The 17,996-nt window shown below is 76.9% G+C and carries 12 protein-coding genes, 1 tRNA gene and 1 pseudogene; 7 read left to right on the top strand and 7 right to left on the bottom strand.

Annotation, left to right across the window (positions count from 1 at the left end):
• Positions 1 to 10 precede the first annotated feature (10 nt).
• Positions 11 to 84 (bottom strand) — tRNA-Met (locus K353_RS33090).
• A 119-nt stretch (positions 85 to 203) separates the two neighbouring features.
• Positions 204 to 1,256 (bottom strand): PrsW family intramembrane metalloprotease, encoded by a 1,053-nt coding sequence (locus K353_RS33085; protein ID WP_158585562.1) that lies wholly within the window; start codon positions 1,254 to 1,256, stop codon positions 204 to 206.
• A 719-nt stretch (positions 1,257 to 1,975) separates the two neighbouring features.
• Here K353_RS33085 and K353_RS33080 point away from each other — a divergent pair.
• Complete coding sequence (locus K353_RS33080) at positions 1,976 to 2,176, top strand: hypothetical protein (protein ID WP_111557178.1); 201 nt, start codon at positions 1,976 to 1,978, stop codon at positions 2,174 to 2,176.
• A gap of 57 nt (positions 2,177 to 2,233) precedes the next feature.
• Here the strand turns inward: K353_RS33080 and trmB are convergent, their stop codons facing one another.
• From trmB to K353_RS33065, 3 genes are all read right to left on the bottom strand, one after another.
• Complete coding sequence (gene trmB / locus K353_RS33075; RefSeq protein WP_111557177.1) at positions 2,234 to 3,064, bottom strand: tRNA (guanosine(46)-N7)-methyltransferase TrmB; 831 nt, start codon at positions 3,062 to 3,064, stop codon at positions 2,234 to 2,236.
• 256 nt (positions 3,065 to 3,320) lie between these two features.
• The gene (lhgO, locus tag K353_RS33070) at positions 3,321 to 4,553 is read right to left on the bottom strand and encodes an L-2-hydroxyglutarate oxidase (RefSeq protein ID WP_111557176.1); all 1,233 of its coding nucleotides are present in this window, start codon (positions 4,551 to 4,553) and stop codon (positions 3,321 to 3,323) included.
• 78 nt (positions 4,554 to 4,631) lie between these two features.
• Complete coding sequence (locus tag K353_RS33065; protein WP_111557175.1) at positions 4,632 to 6,080, bottom strand: MFS transporter; 1,449 nt, start codon at positions 6,078 to 6,080, stop codon at positions 4,632 to 4,634.
• Positions 6,081 to 6,745: 665 nt separating this feature from the next.
• Between K353_RS33065 and K353_RS33060 the strand changes: the two genes are divergently transcribed.
• From K353_RS33060 to K353_RS33040, 4 genes are all read left to right on the top strand, one after another.
• The gene (locus K353_RS33060) at positions 6,746 to 8,827 is read left to right on the top strand and encodes an asparagine synthase-related protein (RefSeq protein WP_111557174.1); all 2,082 of its coding nucleotides are present in this window, start codon (positions 6,746 to 6,748) and stop codon (positions 8,825 to 8,827) included.
• 100 nt (positions 8,828 to 8,927) lie between these two features.
• Positions 8,928 to 9,425 (top strand): universal stress protein, encoded by a 498-nt coding sequence (locus K353_RS33055; RefSeq protein ID WP_111557173.1) that lies wholly within the window; start codon positions 8,928 to 8,930, stop codon positions 9,423 to 9,425.
• 182 nt (positions 9,426 to 9,607) lie between these two features.
• Positions 9,608 to 10,303 carry a DsbA family oxidoreductase gene (locus K353_RS33045; protein ID WP_111557171.1) on the top strand — a complete coding sequence of 232 codons (696 nt, stop codon included), beginning with the start codon at positions 9,608 to 9,610 and terminating at the stop codon, positions 10,301 to 10,303.
• Positions 10,304 to 10,470: 167 nt separating this feature from the next.
• Complete coding sequence (locus K353_RS33040) at positions 10,471 to 10,926, top strand: hypothetical protein (protein ID WP_111557170.1); 456 nt, start codon at positions 10,471 to 10,473, stop codon at positions 10,924 to 10,926.
• 87 nt (positions 10,927 to 11,013) lie between these two features.
• Here K353_RS33040 and K353_RS33035 read toward each other — a convergent pair whose 3' ends face one another.
• Positions 11,014 to 12,996: a sigma-70 family RNA polymerase sigma factor gene (locus K353_RS33035; protein WP_233533990.1), complete on the bottom strand. Its 1,983-nt coding sequence runs from the start codon at positions 12,994 to 12,996 to the stop codon at positions 11,014 to 11,016.
• A 352-nt stretch (positions 12,997 to 13,348) separates the two neighbouring features.
• Positions 13,349 to 14,167: a TetR/AcrR family transcriptional regulator gene (locus K353_RS33030; RefSeq protein ID WP_111557168.1), complete on the bottom strand. Its 819-nt coding sequence runs from the start codon at positions 14,165 to 14,167 to the stop codon at positions 13,349 to 13,351.
• Between the two features lie 705 nt (positions 14,168 to 14,872).
• Between K353_RS33030 and K353_RS33025 the strand changes: the two genes are divergently transcribed.
• The gene (locus tag K353_RS33025) at positions 14,873 to 16,201 is read left to right on the top strand and encodes an NAD(P)/FAD-dependent oxidoreductase (RefSeq protein WP_111557167.1); all 1,329 of its coding nucleotides are present in this window, start codon (positions 14,873 to 14,875) and stop codon (positions 16,199 to 16,201) included.
• Positions 16,202 to 16,480: 279 nt separating this feature from the next.
• A pseudogene (locus K353_RS33020) lies at positions 16,481 to 17,707 on the top strand (PP2C family protein-serine/threonine phosphatase); the annotation flags it as partial.
• Between the last annotated feature and the right edge of the window lie 289 nt (positions 17,708 to 17,996).

Here is a 17,996-nt window from a genome sequence, read left to right as displayed (position 1 = left end):
TGCTACTGAGTAGCGGGGACAGGATTTGAACCTGCGACCTCTGGGTTATGAGCCCAGCGAGCTACCGAGCTGCTCCACCCCGCGTCGGTGAACACGACTCTACGTGAGGCCAGCGGGAAAGGGAAATCCATTTCCCGGCCTAGCATCCGCGCAGGTCGGGACGGCCCCTCGGCCGTCCGTGCCCGGCCCGGCCCGGCCGCCGGTCAGCCCGGGCGGGATGGCTGCCGGGTGCGGCGGGTCTGCGTCCACACCGCGAAGCTGACCAGCGCGGCGAAGCACGGCACCATCACCAGCCCGTACACCAGCAGGAAGCCGTCCGTGCCCAGCCCGGCCGCCGCGTTCCACACCCCGTGCAGGCCCATCGCCAGCAGCGCGCCCGCCGGTGCGCCGAGCCGGGCCGTCCAGCGCCGGCCGGTGGTCAGGGTGATCGCCAGACCCAGTCCGGTCAGCGCGGTGAACAGCGGGTGCGCGAACGGCGAGAGCAGCGCCCGCAGCACGAAGGTGTGCACCGTCCCGTCGAAGTCCCGCAGGCTGGGCGCCCCGCCCTGCCCGATCGCGTCCAGCCGGGCCTGCCGGTCGGCGGTGAACGCCCGCCCCAGGTAGAGCGCGTTCTCGGTGAACGCGAACCCGCAGGCCGTCACCCCGCCCAGCACCGTGCCCGCCGCCAGGGTGCGCGGGGAGGAGCGGGCCCGCTGGCGGCCCGCCGGGGCCGGGCGGAAGTGCGCCGGACGGCCGGGGCCCGGCCAGTGCCACAGCAGCCGGCGCCACCCGGCGCACGGGCGGTCCTGCTCGCAGCGGTGCCGCCGCCGCAACGGCAGCAGCAGCACCAGCAGCGCCGCGCCCTTCGCCAGCTCCTCGATCAGCGGCGTCGCGAACTCCGCGCCCAGGGTCTCCCCGCGGGCGCCCTGGTGGGCGATCAGGAAGTCGCTCGCCCAGCCGTTCGCCAGGATCGCCACCGTGGTCGCCGCGCACGCCCCCCAGGCCAGGCAGAACAGCAGGTGCCGCAGCGGCACCCGGGCGGTCTGGTTCAGCCAGGCCAGCGCCCCGAGCACGAACGGCAGCGGCAGCAGCGCCAGGCCCAGCCCCACCAGCAGCCCGGTCGTCCCGGTCTGCCGCTGCACCAGCCGCAGGATCAGCACCCCCGAGCCCGCCAACGCCAGCGCCGCCACCGCCGAGGACAGCGCCGGCCGCCGGAACGGCCACAGCCGCCGCCCCAGCGAGACCGCCGCCGCGGCGCCCACGGCCGGACCACCCACGGCCGGACCACCCACGACCGGGCCGCCCTGCTGCCCCGGGATGCGCCCGCTCAGCGCCGGGCGCGGCGGCACGTCCGGGAGCAGGCCGCCGGACCGGCGCGCGGTCGGTTCCGGGAGCGGCCGAGAACCGGTGGGGGGCGTCGGGGGATCGGCGGCCAGGGCGTCGGTCCCTACGGGCGGCCCGGAGGAGGCCCCGCCGCTGGGCGGACTGCTCACCTGCAGCAGGGTAGGCGAAGCCCGCGCCCCGGGGGGAGGGGTCGGCACAATCCGTACCCGCGAGGTGACCTATCGTCAGCGGAACGGAACGTCCCCCACCGCCCGGCCGGGCCGCGCGGGCACGGTGGCGGCACCGCCGGGGAGCGACCGGGCGGCCGGGGACGACACGGGGGAGACACCACGAGCGGCATCGGGTTCGCGACGGCCACCGCCTTCACCGCGACCGGGGCCACGCAGACCGCCGGGGCCCGCAGACCGCCGGGACCACGGAGACCGCCCGGACCGCCGACGCCTCGCGGCCGAGCGTCGCGGAGATGCGGCTGCCGGTCTGGTTCTTCGGCTTCGAGGGCGTCCTCGCCGGGGCCTTCAACCTGCGGCGGGCCGCCCCGGCCTGACCCGCGCCGGTCCTGCCGGTCGTCGTCAACCCCGGCGTCTCGCTCACCCTGACGCGCCGACGCCTCAAGCTCGCGAAGCTGCTGTGGCACGGCAAAGGCACCCGCAATGTGGCGATCGGCCTGGTCGTCCTGCGGCTGGGCAGCCACCTGGTGCTCGGCCCGCTCGGCCCGCTCAGCACGGCGGTCGCCTCGACGCTCGGTCACGTGCTGTTCGCGCCGGCGATGAGCACGGTGACGGTCGCCCTGCCGGCCCGCGTCCGGCGCACCGCGCGCACCGCGCTGGTCGCCGCGGGCAAGGCCACCGCCTGAGCGACCCGAGCGACCTGACCGACCTGAGCCGACCGCCCGCCGACCGCGGCTACCGGCTCAGCGGCGGCGGAACAGCAGGTCGTGCACCACGTGGCCCTTGGCCAGACCGGCCCGCTCGAACTTGGTCACCGGCCGCCACCCGGGTCGCGGCGCGTACCCGGGCACGCTGCCCGCCGGATGCCCCTCCGGCTCCAGCCAGCCCGAACCGTCGCCCTCCGGGTGCAGGTTCTCCAGCTCCGGCGAGGCGCCCAGCACGGCCAGCATCTGCTCCGCGTACGGCTCCCAGTCGGTCGCGCAGTGCACCAGCGCGCCCGGGGCCAGCCGGGGCAGCACCAGGTCCAGGAACGACGCCTGGATCAGCCGGCGCTTGTGGTGCTTCGGCTTCGGCCACGGGTCCGGGAAGAACACCCGCAGACCGGCCAGCGAGGCGTCCGGCAGCATGTCGCGCAGCAGGATCACCGCGTCGCCCGCCGCGAGCCGGACGTTCTCCGAGCCGTCCCGCTCCAGGAACTGCAGCAGGTTGCCGTGGCCGGGGGTGTGCACGTCCGCCGCGAGGATGCCCGCGGACGGGTCGGCCGCCGCCATCGCGGCCGTGGTGTCGCCCATCCCGAAGCCGATCTCCAGCGTCACCGGCCGGCCCGCGAACAGCTCCGGCAGGTCCAGCGGGGTGCCGTCGATCGCCAGCCCGAACCGCTCCCACCCGCGGTCCAGCGCACCCGCCTGCGCCTTGGTCATCCGACCGCGGCGCGGCTGGAAACTGCGGATCCGCTGCTCGCGGTGCTGGGCCTCGGTGGCCTTGTGCGGGTAAATCGGCGCGGGGTACGCCGCCGGGGCGGCGGAGAGCCGGGCCGACGCGGACAACTGGGGGCTGGGGGCGGAGGAGGTCACAATCGCACCAGTCTAAGGGAGCCCCCGCGGGAGCCGGGATGGCCCGGACCGACGGGGCGACGCCAGGGGCGCGGGGAGAGCCGCCGCCCCAGCCGCCACCCCCGCCGGTGCGCCGAGCGGGGGGCGGGGAACCGTGCGGCCCGCCGGGCACGCACCGCGAGATCGCGGCGCGGGACGGGAGCCTGGCACCATGGCGCGACCTCGTCGGCGTCCGTCCGGCCGGGCGCGCCCCCGGTCGTGCGCGGAACTCCCCGCGTCACCCCGCCCGGAGGGCCGCCACCGCTCGGCGGGCGACCTCGCGGCCGATGCCGAGCGAGGCCGTCGCCGCCGGGGAGGGGGCGTTGAGGACGTGCACGACCCGGCGGGCGGAGCGTGGGTCGGCGGGGTCGAAGCCGGCGAAGGCGAAGTCGTCGAGGAGGGTGCCGTCGCGGGCGACGGCCTGGGCGCGGACGCCCGCGGCGGCGGGGACGAGGTCGGCCTCGGTGACGGCGGGGAGCAGGCGGCGGACGGCGGTGGTGAAGGCGCGCTTGGAGAGCGAGCGGTGGAGTTCGCCGAGTTCGTACCGCCAGTGCCGGCGGGCGATCGTCCAGGTGCCGGGGAAGCGCACCGTCTCGGCGAGGTCGCGGGCGCTGAAGGTGCGCCAGTCGTAGCCCTCGCGGGCCAGCGCGGGCACCGCGTTCGGTCCGACGTGGACGTCGCCGTGGATGCCCCGGGTGAGGTGCACGCCGAGGAAGGGGAACGCCGGGTCGGGGACGGGGTAGACCAGCCCGCGCACCGACTCCCGCCGTTCCTCCGTCAGTTCGTAGTACTCGCCGCGGAACGGGACGATCCGCACCCCGGGGTCGTCGCCCGCCAGCCGGGCGATCCGGTCGCTGTGCAGTCCGGCGCAGTTGACCAGCACCGCGCAGCGGATCTCGCCGTGCGGGGTGGTGACGGTGACGCCGTCCGGGCGCCGGTCGACGCCCAGGACGGGGGTGTTCAGGCGCAGTTCGGCGCCGCGCTCGCCGGCGAGCGCGGCGTAGCGGCGGGCCACCGCGGGGTAGTCGCAGATGCCGGTGGTGGCCAGGTGCAGTCCGGCGATGCCGGTGACCTCGGGTTCGTGGGCGCGGATGCCGGCCGGGTCGAGTGCGGTCAGCGGGATGCCGTTGGCCCGGCCGCGGTCGGCGAGGGCGGCCAGCCGGGGGAGTTCGGCGGGGTCGGTGGCGACGATGAGCTTGCCGGTGACCTCGTGGGCGATGCCCTGCTCGCGGCAGAACGCGACCATCTCGCGGGCCCCGTCGGTGGCGTACCGGGCCTTGAGCGAGCCGGGCCGGTAGTAGACGCCGCTGTGGATCACCCCGCTGTTGCGTCCGGTCTGGTGGGCGGCGAGGGCGTCCTCCTTCTCCAGGACGGCGACGTCCGTGCCGGGGTGCTCGCGGGTGAGGGCGTACGCGGTGGACAGGCCGACGATGCCGCCGCCGACCACCAGGACCCGGACGTCGTGCCTCATCCCCGCCACCCTCCGCTCCGCGGACCACCGGCCCCGCCCCGATGGTGCCACGGGCGGGGGCCGGCGCGGCGGTGCGCGTCAGGAAGTGGCCAGGACCAGCCGGGCGCGCTCGGTGAGGTCCTTGACCCGCTGCTCGTGCCGGTACGGCTCCAGGCGGCGCAGCAGTTCGACCATGTACTCGCGGCTGCGGTACGAGGAGATCCGCCCGGCCACCTCGACGGCCCGCTCCCCGGCGGCCACCGCGGCGTCCAGGTCGCCCGCCTCGGCCTCGGCCATCGCGGAGACCACCAGCCGCAGGCCGTGCGAGCGGACGTAGCCCTCGGTGGGGCGGGCCAGCGCCTCGCGGGTGAACTGCCGGACCTTGGACGGGACGCCCAGGTCGCGGAAGCACTCGGCGGCGTCGGCGGCGAGGCGGTCGTAGGCGAAGAAGTCGATCCAGGCGGGGTCGGGGTCGCCGGGGCGGGCGCGGTCCAGCGCGGTCTCGGCGGCGGCCAGCGCGGTGGCGCAGGCCGGGGCGTTGCCCGCCTTGGCGTGGGCGCGGGCCTCGACCAGGTGGAAGAAGCTCGTGGTGCGGGCGGTGGCCAGGCCCCGGTTGCGCTCCAGGGCGGCCTGGGCGAGGTCGACGGCCTCGTCCGGGAAGGAGCGGTAGGCGGCCTGGAGGCTCATCGAGGCCAGCACGTAGCCGCCGAGCGGCACGTCCCCGGCCGCGCGGGCCAGCCGCAGCGCCTGGATGTAGTAGCGCTGGGCGGCCTCGTGCTGGCCGGTGTCGAAGGCCATCCAGCCCGCCAGCCTGGTCAGTTCGGCGGTGGCGCCGAACAGCGCCCGGCCGACCGCGTCGCTGTACGAGGCGAGCAGCAGCGGGGCGGCCTCGACCCGCAGGCACTCGGGCACCATCGAGGAGCGCCAGTCGCCGCCGCCGTACTTGGAGTCCCAGCGGCGGGCCTCCTGGGCGGCCTCGCGGAGCTTCGCGGCGTCCGCGTGCCCCACCCTCCCCCGGTTCCCGGGGGAACCGGGGGGCACCCCCCTGCCGGTCAGGTCGGGGACGGCCTCGCGGGCCACCGAGCCGTCGGCGGGCGTGATCAGCCAGCGCGAGACGGGCGTGGCGTACGCGGCGACCGAGAACGTCCCGGCCAGGCTGTCGCTCCACCGGCCGCCGCCGGGACCGCGCCGCAGGTCCAGGTCGACCCGCCACAGCTCGGTGGCGGAGCGGACCGCCTCCGGGACCTCGCGCGGGAACTCCAGCCCGAGTTCGGGCGTGGGGTGCGAGTCGGCGAGGCCGATCTCCTCCAGCGGGACGGGGCGGCCGAGCTTGTTGCCGAGCGCGGTGGCGATCAGGTGCGGCACCGGGCGCTGCGGGACCATCCCCTTGGTCACCCAGCGGGCCACCGAGGTCTTGTCGTAACGGAGGGTCAGGCCGCGCTGCGCGCCCAGGTCGTTGACCCGGCGGGCGAGCCCGGCGTTGCTGATCTGGGCGAGCGCGAGGAGTGCCCCGAGCCGGTCGTTCGGCCCTCGTGAGCTGACGGTCATGGTGGCGGTGGCACCCCCTGGCGACGTCGTGCGCGGATGGCGGCGGGCCGCGGCGAACCGCGGTGGGCCACCGGACTGCTTGCACCTAGCGTAGTCGTCCGCGTTCCGACGGTTAAGAGGCCGCATTCCGGTTGGCGGGAACGCGCCGCGTCGGGGACCGGCGCCCGGACGCCCGCCGGACGTCCCGCGGGCAGGTGCCGGACGCCCGTGCTCCGGTCCCGTGCCCGCGTGCGCCACCCGTGCCCCCTGGCCGCAGCGGCAGGTGGGCGATTCGCTGGAGGCTGTGGATCGGCCCGCCGCCGAGGACCCGGCGGGCCGGGGGAAACGCTGCCTCAATTCCCCGCGGGCAGCTGCGCGTCCGGGAGGGCATGCGGATGCCCTCCCGGGCCGTGCGACGGCTTTCGGCCAACTTCGGCCGGCCCGCGGCGGTCGCGGCCCTCCTCCGCGCCGCCGTTCCAAGCCACCGCCCGTGCGCCGGACGGGAGTTCGAGACCCGCACGGCCCGGGCCCCGGAGGGGGAGGCCCGGCCCGTGCGTTCCGCCGCGGCCCCGAAAGCCTGGCGCTCACCCGCCCCATCGGTGGCACGATGTCTCCTGACGGCGCGCCGACCCCGTACGCCCGCCCGGGGGTCCGCCGCGCGCCGCGGCACCACAGGTGGAGGCGCGATGCGGTGGCTCACCGGCTGGAGCGGCCTGACCGCCGCCGACCCGGCCCTGGCCGCGGTCCGCCCGCTCGCCGGCACCCTGCTCTGGGGCGGCCCCGACCCGCTCTGGGCGGTCGGCGACTGGCGCCCCGACGAACTGCGGCTGGCCGTGCTCCGCCCCGGCGGCCCCGCCACCGTCCGCGGCGGGCTCGACCCGCACGACCCCGCCGACAGCGCCGACCGGGACACCCCCGCCACCCTGCGGCTCGCCGTGGCCGGCCGCTGCGGCGCCACCGACCGCGAACTTGCCGACGGCCTGGCCGCCGCCCGCGGCGGCGCGCTGCGCCACCTCACCCACTGGCCCGGCAGCTACACCGTCGTGCTGCGGGCCGGCACCCGCTCCACCGTGCTGCTCACCGACCTCGCCGGCGCCCGGCCGGTCTTCCACACCCCGTTCGCCGGCGGCACCGCCTACGCCACCGCCGCCCTCCCGCTCGCCGACCTGGTCGGCGCCCCCGTCGACACCGCCCACCTGGCCGCCCGGCTGGCCACCCCCGAGACCCCCGAGACGCTCGGCGACCGCACCCCCTACCGGGGCGTGCGCCGCGTCCCGCCCGGGCACGCGCTGGGCATCCGCGGCGGACGGCCCGGCCTCACGTCCTACCTGGAGAGCGGGGCCGAGGAGCGCGCCGAGGCCCCCGCCGTCCGCGAACTCACCCGCGCCCTGCTGGAGGCCGTCCGCTGCCGGGTCCGCGCCACCGGGCCCGCCGACCGGCCCCGGCTCGGCGTCGACCTCTCCTACGGCACCGCCTCCGCCACCGTCGCCCTGCTGGCCGCCGCCGTCCCGCTGCCGCCCGGCCCCGGCACCGGCCCCGGGCCCGAACGGCCCGCCGCCCGCACCGGCGCCGTCAAGGGCTCCTGGGCCCGCCGCGCCGAACCGCCCGAACCCGAGACCCTCCCCGCCGTCACCCTCGGCGACCCCGACGGACCCGCCCTCGCCGTGCACGCCCCCCGCTTGCGCCACCTGCTCGTCCCGCCGGCCGCCCCGTACGCCGACCTCGCCGACCCCCTGGCCGGCCCGCTCACCGACGAACCCGGCCCCGCCCTGGTCCACGCCGCCCGGCACACCGCCGCCCACCGGGCCGGCGGCGCCGACCACCTCACCGGCCACGGCGCCCGCCAGGTCCTGGACGGTCACCCCGCCCGGCTCGCCGACCTGGTCCGGGCCGGCCGCTCGCTCGACCTGCTCGCCCCGCTCGCCGCCCTGGCCGGCGCCGACCGGGCCACCGCCGGCGCCCTCACCGGCACCCTGCACACCCCCGTCACCGTGCTGCGCGCCGCCCGCCGCCTCGCCCGCACCCGCTACGCCGACGCCCTCGACGACCTGGCACTCCAGCTGACCATCCGTCAGGAACCCCTTCCCGAAAGGACGGTGGGCCGCGCCCTGGCCGCCGACCTCGCCTGGCACCGCCCCGGCCCCGCCGCCCACCTGCTCGCCGACGAACCGCTCGCCGCCCTCGCCCAGCACCTGCGCACCGCCGCCCGCGGCAGCGCCCCCACCGAAGCCCCCGGCGCCCGCCGAGCCCGGCTCGCCCTGCACCGGCACGCCGCCCACTACCGCACCCTGGTGCACGCCACCGAACAGCACGGCCAGCGCCTGCACGCCCCCTTCCTCGACAACCAGGTGGTCCGCGCCGCCCGGCTGCTCCCCGACGACCTGCGCCTGCGCCCCGGCGCCCGGCACGCCCTGCTCGCCGCCGTGCTGGCCGGCACCGGCCGCACCGACCTCCCCGCCGACTGGGGCCGCGCCCCCGGCCCCGACCCGCACGCACCCGCCCGCCGCGGCCTGCGCGCCGCCGCCCCCGCCCTCGTCGAACTCCTCGACCGCCCGCTGCTCGCCGAAGCCGGACTGCTCGACGCCCCCGCCGCCCGCAAGGCGCTCGCCGCCGCCACCGACCCCGCCGGGAACGCCCCGCCCGGCACCCTCGCCGCCCTCGCCGAGCTGGTCGCCGCCGAACTCTGGCTGCGCCGCCTGACCGCCCGCCGCCCCGGCTCCTCCTGGACCGGCCTGCCCGCCGCGCCCCGCCCCGCCCTGGAAACCTGACCCCGGACCGGGTGCGCCTGCCCCGCCGCCGGCCGCGCGCCGGATAGCGTCGGGAACCCCCGACCCGCTGAGCCCCGAGCCCCCTCCCGGAGCGCGCGCCATGACCGCCACCCTCCCCGTGCACCACGAGGCGCCGCCGCCCGGCGCCGCGATCCTCACCGGCTGCGACGGCTCGGACGCCGCGCTCTGGGCCCTCGACCGCGCCATGACCGAGGCCGAGGCGCACCACCTCCCGCTCTACGTCCTGGCCGCGGTCAACCCCTCGCCGACCGGCTACCCGCCGGGCATGGCCGACCTGGTCCAGGAGAGCATCGAGCGGCTGACCGAGAGCATGGCGGACGGCCTGCGCCGCTCCGTCGCCACCGTGCAGTCCGCCCGGGTCCGCCCGTACGCCGGGCAGCTCGCCCTGTACGTCGTCCTCGGCAACGTGGTCGAGGTGCTGCTCCGGGCCGCCGACGGACGGCACACCCTGGTGGTCGGCACCCGCGGCAACGGCGGCTTCGGCCGGCTGCTGCTCGGCTCGGTCAGCACGGCGGCCGTGCACCACGCCACCTGCCCGGTGCTGGTCGTCCCCGGTCCCCCCGCCGAGGGGGCCTGAGCGGGGTCCTGAGCGGGGTTGCGGGCCGTGGGGTCGCGGGCCGCTGGGTTCCGGGCCGTGGGATCGCGGGCCGCCGGGGCCTGACCGGAATGTCCGCGGATGGTTGAGCGTTCACCTTCCGTCGGACGGCCGCCCCCGGTCGCCCGGGAGCACCCGAACCGCCGGACAGGAGCCCGCCCGCCATGAAGGTCGAAATCTACTCGGACATCGCCTGTCCCTGGTGCTACGTCGGCAAGCGGCGCTTCGAGCAGGCCCTCGACCGGTTCGAGGGCAAGGACGGCGTCGAGGTGGTCTACCGCCCCTACCAGCTCGTCCCCGACGCCCCCGAGCAGGCCCGCCCGCACCGCGAGTGGCTCGCCGAGCGCTACGGGCCGCAGGCCCTCGCCATGGACGCCCGGATCACCGAGGTCGGCCGCAGCGTCGGCATCGACTACGACTTCGACGCCGCGCTGGAGGTCAACACCCTGCGCGCCCACCGCCTGCTGCACCTCGCCGAGACCGAGTACGGCCCCGCCGTCCAGGCCGCCCTCAAGGAACGGCTGCTCAAGGCCCACTTCTCCGAGGGCGTCGACGTCGGCGACGTCGAGGCGCTCGCCGCCCTGGCCGCCGAGACCGGCATCGACCGCGACCGCGCCGCGGCCTACCTGGCCGGCCCCGAGGGCGAGGCCGAGACGCGCGCCGCCCTCGCCGAGGCCCGCGCCATCGGCGTCACCGCCGTCCCGACCTTCGTCTTCGAGGGCCAGTGGGCCGTCCAGGGCGGCCAGGAGGCCGAGACCTTCCTCCAGGTCCTGCGCCAGGTCGAGGCCGAGACCGCCAAGCGGATCACCCCGCTCGCCCCGCCCGCCGACACCTGCGAGGACGGCGCCTGCGCCATCTGACCGGGCCCTACCCGGCGCCCCGCCCGGCACGGTAACGGCGGGCTCCGGTAGTACCCCGGTATGACGCTGGTCCGGCTCCCCGGTGTGACGACCCGGACCGCCCCGCTCCGGGAAGGTACGGGTGTCCGCCGGGAGACCGGCAAGTGCCGCGCAGAAGGAGCCAGCAGATGGCCGTGACCGTGCCCGCGACCAGCCCTCGGACCGCCGCCCCGGGACGCCGGGCCGCCGCCGCGGCCGTCCCCGTCCTCCGGGCCGGTCTGGCCCTGCCGGCCGGCCTGGCCGCGACCGCGCTGCTGCTGGCCGGGCGGCGGACGGCGGCGGAGCGCCTGCAGCCCGGGCCGGCGGGCGTCGGCCGGCGGCTGGCCCGGCTCCTGCTCGGCCTGCCGCTGGACGCGTCCGCCCTGCTGCTGTTCGGCTACGCGCTCTTCAACTCGGTCCGCAACTTCGGCTACCCGGTCTGGTACCTGCACACCGACTACCACCGGGCGTGGGGCGGGCCGACCATGGCGGGTGTCTGGGCCGTCCACGCCGGTGGCTGGGCGCTCTGCCTGGTCCTGCTGGTGCGCTGGCCGGTGCGCTGGATCGCCCGCGGTCAGCAGGCACTCACCGCCCGGCTCGGCTGACCGCCACGCGCGGCTCGGCTGCCCGCTACGCCCGGCTGCCCGCCACGCCCGGCCGGGCGTCACACCCGGCCGGCCGAACCGCCGGGCTCAGCAGGTGATCCGGGCCTGCGCCCAGTCCGCCAGGTCGATCACCGGCAACGAGCCGCGGACCGGGGTGACCACCAGGCGGATCGACGTCAGGCCGTCCAGCGGGACGTGCACCGGCACCGGGCGGTCGCCCGCGGACATCCGGGGGGAGCTCCACAGCACCCGCCCGTCCTCGCCCTGCACCGAGAGGACCGCCTCGCCGTAGCTCACGCCGAAGTCGTCCAGCCCCGCGACGGCGTCGAAGGACCGGCAGGCGCGGTTCAGGTCCACGGTCACCCGGGACGGCACCGGGGCCGCCAGCACGTGCGCGTAGCGGGTGCCGTGCAGCCAGGCCGCGGGCCGTTGCAGGACCTGGCCGCCGCGGACGGTCGGGGTGTCGGGGACGGCGCGCCGGCCCCGGTCCAGCGGCAGCTCGTCCAGCCAGAACTGGCGCGAGGTCACCACCGGGGGCGTCGGGGTGGGTGTCGGCGTCGGGCTCGGGGTGGGCGTCGGGGGCGGCGGCACCTGCCGCGGGGTCGGCGTCGGCGTCGGGGACGGCTTCGGCTTCGGCTTGGGCGTCGGGGACGGGGTGGGGGCGGGCTTCGGCGCGGGCGTGGTGCGGCTCGGCGTCGGGGCGGGTGTCGGCGTCGGTGCGGAGGACGGCGTCGGACGCGGGGCCGGGGCGGGCGGGGGAGCCTGCGGCGCGGTGACCACCGGCGGGGCCGCCACCGCGGGCGCGGGCTCCGGCGAACCGGTCAGCGCGAACGCGGCGACCGCCGCCGCGACGACGGCGATCCCGGCCGCGATCCCGGCCTTCGCGGCGGTGCCGAGTCCCTCCCCGGCCGCCGCCGCCCCGCCGCCGGACGAACCGGCGCCCCCGGCCGCCCCCGCGGCCGTCGTCGCCCCGGTGCCCGCCGCGCCGCCGGCCACCGCCGCGCCGCCCACGGCCGCCCCGGTGACGGCGGCGCCGCCGACCGCCGCGGCCGCCACCGCGAACCAGCCGCTGCCGACCCAGAGCAGCGCGCCGCCGGGCAGCACCGCCCGCAGGCCGTGGTTGATGTCGGCGAGCTCCAGGTACGCGGCGGTGCAGCGGGCGCAGTCCTGGACGTGCTTGCCGACCTCCGCCGAGGCGCGCTTGCGCAGCGAGCCGCGGGCGTACGCGCCGAGCCGGTTGGCGTACCCGGCGCAGCCGGACTCCTGGCTGCCCGAGACGTGCGCCTGGAGGAACGCGGCGGCCAGCCGGTCGCGCGCCCGGTGGGCCTGGACGGCGGTGGCGTTGGCGGTCTTGCCGAGCAGCACCGCGACCGTCTTGGGGGACTCCCGCTCGACCTCGGTGTGCCAGAGCACCACCCGGTCGTCCTCGGGCAGTTCGGCGTACGCGCGCATCACCATCCGCTGGTCGGCCAGGGCCAGCGCCCAGGCGTCCGCGCCCGGGTCGGCGAGGTCGAACTCGACGGTGGCGGCGGAGGCTTCGGCGAAGCCGGTGAAGTCGTCGACCAGCTGTTCGCGCCGGTCCGAGCGGGCCCAGGCGGCGGCCACGTTGCGCACCGCCGTCAACAGGTAGGCCCGGACGGCGAACTCGGGCCCCTTGCCCGCCTTGAGCGCCTGCAGGGTGCGGGCGAACACCTCGCCCGCCAGGTCCTCCGCGGTGAAGCTGTCCCGGCAGCAGGTCCGGGCGTAGCGGCGGACGGCGTCCGCGTGCCGGCGGTAGATCTCCTCGTACGCGGCGTCGTCCCCGGCCCGCACCAGGGCGGTCAACTCGGAGTCGGAGGGCGGCCGTTCGCCGTCCACCGGGTCGGCGGGGGCGGGCACGACGGCGCGGGACGGGAGCTCCTCGCCGATGAACGCCTCGGGGGCGACCCCGCCCCGGCCGGCCGGCGCCTGGCCGGGCACCCGGCCGGTCAGCGACTCGCGGGCCGGGCTGCCGCCCTGGTCCGGCACCTGGCCGGGCGCCTCCAGGCCGGAGCCGAACTCGCCCGCGTCGCCCTGCTCGTCGGGGTTCACCGGGCCCCGCCCCGCCGCACGGCGCACGGCACGGGCCGCCCCTCGGATTCGACGGCGGTCACGGTGCGCAACGGGACAATGGCTCCAACCACGGGCAAAGAATGGCATAGCGCGGCGACCACCGGTAGCCGGGTCCGCCCCGTCCCACCCGTCCGGGCCGCCGCTCGCTGACCTGTTCGAACCCCGGCCGCGCAAGCACCGCGCGTACCCGGAACGTTCCGCGCGCCCCCGGCCGGAGCGTCGTGCCGGACGGCGACCCGTCACCCGAACGGCGCGTCCCGGCCGCCCCCGGGAACCCGCCCTCGGACGGGAACCCGCACGGTGCGTCAGAACGACCGCGCAGCGGGCGGGTTCAGGCCGCGCGCAGGCCCTGGAGCAGGATCTGCAGCAGCCGGTGCCCGGCCCCGCCCTCCGGCTCGCCCTCCCGCACCGGGACGGCCGCGGCGGCGTGCACCGGCACCGCGGCCGTCAGCACCAGCACCACGTCGGCCACCGTCACCCCGGGCCGCAGCTCGCCGGCCGCGCCCGCCCGGGCCACCAGCGCCGCCAGCAACTGCAGCAGCAGCCGCGGATCGGCGCTCTGCTCGCCCTCGGCGACCGGCGCGCCGCCGAACGCCCGCAGCTCGGTGCCGCGCTGCTCGGGCACCCGGCCGATCTCCTCGGCGTACCGGAACGCCTCCGGCGGCAGCAGCCGCCCCGCGCCGGAGGCCGCCGCCCGCTGCAGGAAGCCCGCCAGCGCGTCCCACGGGCCGGTCAGCCCGCCGTACAGCGACTCCCGGGCCTGCGCGGTCAGCCAGGACACCTCCTCGGCGGCGATCCGCTGGACCAGCACCTCCTTGCTGGGGAACCGCCGGTACACGGTGCCCACGCCGACCCCGGCCCGCCGGGCGACCTCCTCCATCGGCGCCCCGTAACCGAGTTCGCCGAACACCTCGCGGGCGGCCCGCAGCACGCTCTCCAGGTTCCGCCGGGCGTCCACCCGCAACCGCGAACCCGCCCCGCGCCCGGACTCGCCCTGGCGTTCGCGCTCACGTTCGCGTTCGCGTCCACCGGGCGGAAAGGCGTACCGCTCCCGCTCGCCAGGACCGCGCTGCTCCGGCACCACGTCCACCGCGGCCCTCCCGAACGCCGCGACCGGCACCCGGCTCGCGACCTGATCCTGCTCCGACATGCCAAACCTCCCCCGGGGCACCCCGTCCCGGGCACCCGAACGGCTACTGCGCCCCCTGGTGTGCGCCGCCGACACCGGCCGTGGTCCGACGTCCGCGCACTACCTTCCCCTGACGGCTCCCGCGCAGTCGCGTCGACGCCACCAGGTCCAGGACGAACGGACCGGCGCCATTGGCGGTCCGAAGCACAATCCGACCATAGTTCAAGGAAGTTCGCCGCAGAAGTGCACCACTGATCGCCCCGGACCGGTCCGACCCGGCCCCCACGTGCGGACACATCCCCGCACGCCCCCGCCGCGGACCCACGTGAGACGAATCACAGCCCGATCATCGAGCCGGACGGCGCACCCATTCACCCCGACTTGCCTTCCTTTGCCGGACCTTGACGATCCGTCAGTTCGAACCACCCCGCTCCACCCCGCGCCGCACCGCCGGACGGACGATCCGACGTGCGAACGGACGAAAGCCGGACGAACGGTCGGACGTACACATTCCCGCCCCCCGCCCCCGCTCTCCGCACCACCCCCGCCCGCCCGCGCGGAAGACGCCCCGCCCAGCCCGGCAACCCCGGCGGCACCCGCTTTCCCGGCCGGATTCGGACCGATCCGGCCCTGACTGTGGACAAGAGCCCACCGCCGGGTGCGTCATAGGGGGAACGTGAAACGGGTCACAGCACCAGGGCCGGCCGGAGGTGCCCCATTCGAGTCCTGATCATCGGCGGAGGCTGCGCCGGACTGAGCTCCGCGCTGCGCCTCCAGCAGCTGCTGCGCGACCGGCTGAGAACCCGCCGGATCGAACTGACGGTCGTCGAACCGCAGCCGTACCTGACGTTCCAGCCGCTGCTGGCCGAGGTCGCCGCCGGCACCATCGACCCGCGCCACGTGGTGGTCCCGCTGCGCACCGCGCTCCCCGACTGCCGGGTGCTCACCGCCCGGGTGACCAGAATCGACCACGCCACCCGCACCGCCTGGGTGGACGCCGCCCCGCGCGGCGAACTCCGGCTGCCCACCGAAGTCCGCTACGACGTCCTGGTGATGGCCCCCGGCTCGGTCTCCCGCACCGCCCCCGTCCCCGGCCTGGCCGAGCACGGCATGGGCTTCGCCACCGTCGGCGAGGCGGTCGCCCTGCGCAACCACGTCCTGGAGCAGCTCGACCTGGCCTCCTCCACCCGCGACCCCGAACTCCGCCACGCCGCACTGACGTTCGTCTTCGTCGGAGCCGGCTACGCGGGCGTCGGCGCCCTCGCCGAACTGGAGGACATGGCCCGCACCGCCACCAAGGGCTACCACAACCTCGACCCCGACGACCTGCGCTGGATCCTGGTCGAGGCCAAGGACCGCATCCTCGGCGAGGAGACCCCCGAACTCGCCGCCCACACCCTCGCCGAACTGCGCGAACGCAACATCGACGTCCGGCTCTCCACCACCCTGGAGTCCGCCGCCGACCAGCGCATGCTGCTCTCCGACGGCAGCCGCTTCGCCGCCCGCACCCTGGTCTGGACAGCCGGCACCCGCCCCGCCCCCGTCCTCGCCCTCACCGACCTCCCGCTCGACGCCGCCGGCCGGATCACCTGCCTGCCCACCCTGCGGATCGCCACCCCCGACGGCCTCCCGCTGCCCGACGCCTGGGCCGCCGGCGACTGCGCCGCCGTCCCCGACCACACCGGCGAACCCTGCGCCCCCAACGCCCAGCACGCCCTCGCCCAGGCCAGACTGCTCGCCGAGAACCTGGCCGCCGAGCTGGACGGCCGACCCCTCACCGCCTACCGGCCCGAAGACCCCGCCTGCTCCACCTCGCTCGGCCTGCACCGCGCCGTCGCCCACACCCGCCGCGGCACCCGCCTCACCGGCCGCCGCGCCTGGTGGCTGCACCGCGTCCGCCAGCTGCGCCGCCTCCCCACCCGGGAACGCCGGATCCGGGTGCTGACGGACTGGCTGTTCGGCGGCCTCTTCCCCCGCGAGGTGGTCGCCCTGGGCACCATCGAGCACCCCCGGGCCGAGTTCGAGTCCGGCTTCACCACCGGCCCCGGCACCTGACGCCCGCACCGCCCCCGCCCTCTTCCTCCGTCCTCCCCCTCTCCTCCCGACTTCTTTCTCCGTCTTCACCCGTCGCACGGGAGTGCACCACCGGCGCGCACCTCACCGAACGCGCCGGACCGATGGCACGACTTCCGGAATCACCCCGGAGCCTGACAGGATCGACCCCGGTGGAACCATTACGGCGCGTGCAGAGTCGCATACGCATGGTGATCATCACACCGCAACTGCCCGCCGACCGGCACCACCTCCCATCAGTCCCCGAGGAAGCGGCCAACGTTGGACCTCATGCGCTGGAGCGCCCGGCTCACCGGAGCCGCCCGGCGGGCCACCCCCGCCACCGCGGACGAACCCGCCACCGTTCCCGCCCCGCGCGACCCGGCCGCCCCCTGCCCCCACGCCCGCGACGCCGAACAGCCCTACGACTTCCGCGACGTCCTGCACCGGCTCCCCGCCCCCGTCGCCCTCACCCACGGCCCCCACCACCAACTCGGCTACGCCAACCAGGCCTACCGCGACCTGTTCGGCGCCCGCACCCCCGGCCGCCCCGCCGCCGAGTCGCTCCCCGAACTCGCCACCCTCGGCGTCCTCCCGCTGCTCGACCAGGTCCTGCGCAGCGGACGCCCGCGCAGCGTGAAGTCCCGCTGCATCCTCGGCCTCGGCGGCAACCGCTACTACAACATCGCCTGCGTCCCGCTCGGCCCCGACGGACACGCCACCCCCACCGGCGTCCTGGTCTTCGCCACCGAGGTCACCGACCAGGTCCAGTCCGCCGGCCGCCTCCGCGAAGCCGAACGCCGCCAACGCGAGGCCGCCGTCACCCTCCAGCACAGCCTCCTCCCGCAGAAACTCGAACAGCCCGCCGACCTCCACGTCGCCGCCACCTACCAACCCGGCGGAGCCGAGGCCGCGGTCGGCGGCGACTGGTACGACGTCATCGGCCTCGGCGGCGGACGCACCGCCCTGGTCATCGGCGACGTCATGGGCCGCGGCCTGCGCGCCGCCGCCGTCATGGGCCAGCTCCGCACCGCCGTCCGCGCCTACGCCCGCCTCGACCTCCCCCCGCACGAGGTGATGACCCTCCTCGACGGCCTCGCCATGGAGATCGACGCCAACCAGATCGCCACCTGCACCTACGCCGTCTGGGACCCGGCCGCCACCACCCTCGTCTACGCCTCCGCCGGTCACCTCCCGCTCCTCCTCCGCAGCCCCGACGGCACCGTCCTGCGCGGCGAGGAACAGAACGGCCCGCCCCTCGGCACCGGCGGCGCCGGCCACCTCTCCCACACCCTCCGCCTCCTCCCCGGCACCACCGGCGTCCTCTACACCGACGGCCTGGTCGAACGCCGCGACCAGGACATCGACCAGGGCATCGACCACCTCGCCCACACCCTCACCGGCCCGGTCGGCACCCCCGACACCGTCTGCTCCCGCCTCCTGCGCGCCCTGGGCGTCACCGCCGAGCACGACGACGACGTCGCGATCCTGGTCTTCCAGGTGCCGTCCGCCGACACCACTTGATCCCGGGCCCGCAGGTATGTACAGTTCTTCGAGTTGCCTGACAGGGAGCACCGAGCACGCATCCGCGTGGACGGTCCCGGGGCGGCCAATCCCCTGAGAAACAAACCGCTGGATCCGTGACGGGTCGCGCCTCTTTCGCGTCCCCGTTCGTATTCGTCATGCGCTTTTCCGGAGATTGCGGCCGATTCGCTTTTCGGAGCGGGGATCGGCTAGAGTTTGAAACGTCGGAAGGGCCGCCAGGCCGCGGAAGACGAAAGCGAGTCGGGAAAGAGCA

Origin of the sequence: Kitasatospora sp. SolWspMP-SS2h (genome assembly GCF_003259315.1) — a bacterium.
GTDB lineage: Bacteria > Actinomycetota > Actinomycetes > Streptomycetales > Streptomycetaceae > Kitasatospora > Kitasatospora fiedleri.
Note: the sequence above shows the minus strand (reverse complement) of the source record. Positions and strands in the feature narration are given on the sequence as shown.

Bases quoted from the DNA above. Each gene is read 5' to 3' on its own strand.
- lhgO (WP_111557176.1), bottom strand. From the start codon at position 4,553: ATGAGGCACGACGTCCGGGTCCTGGTGGTCGGCGGCGGCATCGTCGGC.
- K353_RS33065 (WP_111557175.1), bottom strand. From the start codon at position 6,080: ATGACCGTCAGCTCACGAGGGCCGAACGACCGGCTCGGGGCACTCCTC.
- K353_RS33060 (WP_111557174.1), top strand. From the start codon at position 6,746: ATGCGGTGGCTCACCGGCTGGAGCGGCCTGACCGCCGCCGACCCGGCC.
- K353_RS33055 (WP_111557173.1), top strand. From the start codon at position 8,928: ATGACCGCCACCCTCCCCGTGCACCACGAGGCGCCGCCGCCCGGCGCC.
- K353_RS33045 (WP_111557171.1), top strand. From the start codon at position 9,608: ATGAAGGTCGAAATCTACTCGGACATCGCCTGTCCCTGGTGCTACGTC.
- K353_RS33040 (WP_111557170.1), top strand. From the start codon at position 10,471: ATGGCCGTGACCGTGCCCGCGACCAGCCCTCGGACCGCCGCCCCGGGA.
- K353_RS33030 (WP_111557168.1), bottom strand. From the start codon at position 14,167: ATGTCGGAGCAGGATCAGGTCGCGAGCCGGGTGCCGGTCGCGGCGTTC.